2 protein-coding genes are annotated in these 2,922 nt (G+C 69.5%); both read right to left on the reverse strand.

The window, feature by feature from the left end:
• Positions 1-90 precede the first annotated feature (90 nt).
• Positions 91-1,350: a hypothetical protein gene (locus ACFWBY_RS33605; RefSeq protein WP_385342309.1), complete on the reverse strand. Its 1,260-nt coding sequence runs from the start codon at positions 1,348-1,350 to the stop codon at positions 91-93.
• A 466-nt stretch (positions 1,351-1,816) separates the two neighbouring features.
• On the reverse strand, positions 1,817-2,572 hold the full coding sequence (locus ACFWBY_RS33610; protein ID WP_385342311.1) for a transposase family protein: 756 nt from the start codon (positions 2,570-2,572) through the stop codon (positions 1,817-1,819).
• Positions 2,573-2,922 lie beyond the last annotated feature (350 nt).

Genomic DNA, 2,922 nt, shown 5'->3' on the forward strand with positions numbered 1-2,922 from the left:
CCGGTGAACGTCTCCACCCACAACGACTCAGCCCGCAACACCCCGCCCATACAAGAGGAATGCCCCACCCCAAACGTTCTGCAACAACCTTTAGCCGCCGACCGGGAAGCTGTAGAGCCGGTTGTCCTTCAGCACGATCCCGGCGAACTCGTTGACGAGCAGCGGTGCGGCCTCCGGCTTGGTGGGCATGTCGGCGCCGGTCCGCGCGTCGAGCACGACGGGACCTCCCGCTCCACGGCCATAGACCCGCCCGTGCCACACCGCGGTCACGGTCGGGGGAGTTCGTTCCTCGTCGCCGTCCTTGAGCACCCACAGCAATGAGGCGGTGGCCGCGTCCACCGCCACGACCGCGAACCCGTTCGTGCACACCAGGGTCCGGCTGCGATCGGAGGTGCAGTTCATCGCACTCATCCCCGGCGGCATGGCGGCACGGGCCCTCCCGCTGGTCGCGTCCAACAGTTGGTCGCCCTTACCAGCGGTCTGCCTGCCCGCGAACCGGACCGTGCCGGGCCCGACCCGGTTCATGATCGCGGCGTTCGTCTTCTCCCCGCGCCACTTCTCGGCGCCGGTGGCGAGATCGACCCCCAGCGGGACGGAGGTGAAGGACTCAACGTGGAGCAGGCCCACCGCCGTGCCCGCACCGACCTGAACGGCCTCCAGCCCGGGCTGCGTCCAGCGCAGTGCGTGGGAGGCGGTGTCGACGCCGTACGTCACCGCGTTGTCGCCGCCCATCACGGTCACGACGGCCGTGCCGTCCTGCGCACCGACGGTCACGGCCTGCACCTTGCCGGAGGACCACAGTGCCCACTCGGGCAGCTTGACGGTCGTCCGCCAGGCGGCCTTGTACGGGGACGCCGTGCTGACCGCGACGAGCTCGACCATCGCGCCCGCGGTGTGGGTGCCGGAGGCGGGCATCGTCAGCAGGAAGGGCACCAGCACCTCGCTGCCGGCCAGGACCGGCGGCAGGATGAACCCGTCGGTGTCCGTGCGAAGGGCCTCGTCGCGGGCGGTCTCCTCGCCCACGGTGCGGCCGTCTGCAAGGTCGATGACCTGGACACCGGTGCGGGAGACGACGAAGGCCTGGGAGTTGTGGAGGAGCAACGGCAGTTCCTCGCCGCCGTCGCTGACCTGCTCAGCCAGATCGGTCCCCTCCGTGGCCGCCTCCGGCAGGGGAACCTGACCCCGTACATCGAACCACTGCGGGGGGTCGTGCGGTGTGAGGGCCCGCTTCGCAGGCGCCGGGGGCGTGCTGCCGTTCGGCTTCGCGTCGTCGGCGGCCGGACCGCATCCGGCGAGCAGGGCGACGGTCAGGGACAGGGCGAGCGCTAACGGCCGCGTAGGAGCACGCACGGGAACCTCACTCGGGTCGGGCAGACGGCGAAAGATCACGTCGGAGAATACGCATCGCCCGGCCGCCCATTACGGCCTCGACCCAGCTCAACACCCTGGTGCAGGAGATCGCCCTGAACCCGCCCTTCCTGGCCGAGACCATGCAGCAGGTCCTGTCCTCAACCAGTACTACGATCAGCTCCGCGACCGCGACCGCGGGCAGGGACGGCTCGCGTCTCGGAGAGGGCGCAGGCCCACTTCCGTCGGCATCCCCAGCTCCTGCGAGCTCATCGTGCGCGAGGGACTCCTCGACGTCGCAGCCGTCTACCGCAGAGGGCGCCCCGTGGTGTGGATGTGCCGGAATGGTACGGGCCGTAAGACCGGAACTACCACGTGTTTCGACGCCGGCAGCGGACGGCTCCTGGGCCCGTTAGGCCGTACACATGATGGATGCCTGAGTGCCAATGAGATTGAGCCTTTTCCAACCTCATGTTGAGGTGTGGTGGAGGGCGAGGACGGCTTTGACGATGTCGGTGATCCGGTTGGTGCTGCAACGAAGCTTCCGCAGAAGGCGCCAGCTCTTCAGGACGGCCATGGCCTGCTCGCCCACGCATCGGATCTTGGCGTGGCTGCTGTTGTGGCGTCGCTTCCATCGCTTGAGCCGGCGGCCCCGGAAGGGGACCCGGATGGGCGGGCCGACCCCTTGGTAGGCCTTGTCCGCCCAGCATTTCACTCCCGCGCTGGCGAGCGCGTCGACGATGCCGTGGCTCCGGGCGGCCGTCAGGTCATGGGTGGAACCCGGCAGGGCGGCCGAGGCCCAGAGCAGGCGGCCGAACGGGTCGGTGAGGACCTGCACATTCATGCCGTGCCGTTTGTGCTTCCCGGAGTAGTACGGCGTATCCGCGGCGATCCGGTCGATCGGCAGCAGGGTGCCGTCCAGGATCACGAACGACTTCGTCCGGGCCGTCTCCATCGCCTCTTCCAGGGACGGCGCGATGGCGGACAGGACTTCGATCGCCTCGCGTATGTACCGGTAGACGGTCGCGATGCCGATTTTGAACCCGGCGGCGAGCTGAGCGTAGGTGTCACCGCACCGCAGATGGGCCAAGGCAAGCAGGGCCTGACGGCCGGCGGTCAGACGCCGCCACCGCGTGCCGATCTCCCGCCTCCTCGCGGTGAGCTGTCCGGTCAGGTGCCGCAGCGTGCTGCTGGACAGATCGATCGACGACGGGTAGACAAGCACAGAAGCTCATGGCGGCACGGGTGATCTTGGTCGAGAACCCGTCTACCAGGAGCTTCGTCGTTCCGTACACCCCCGGCCCCAACGCTCCGCCATCCCGATCAGGTTGGAAAAGGCTCAGTAACTCGGAACAGTAACTCGCACCAGTGACTCCGAACGGCATCCCGGGACGCATCCGCTCCGTTTCCCGCCCATCCCACTGTGGCCGGCCGCACCTGCTTCCGCCACAGGCCGGGGTGGGGGGGGCCCCCCCCCCCGGGGGGGGGGGGGGCCCCCCCCCCCCCGCCCCCCCCCCCCGCGCGGCCCCCCCCGAAACGAGAAGGCGCCGCCCCCCCCCCCAGACCGGCCCGCCC

The sequence above is a fragment of the Streptomyces sp. NPDC060049 genome (assembly GCF_042736715.1).
Classification (GTDB): domain Bacteria; phylum Actinomycetota; class Actinomycetes; order Streptomycetales; family Streptomycetaceae; genus Streptomyces.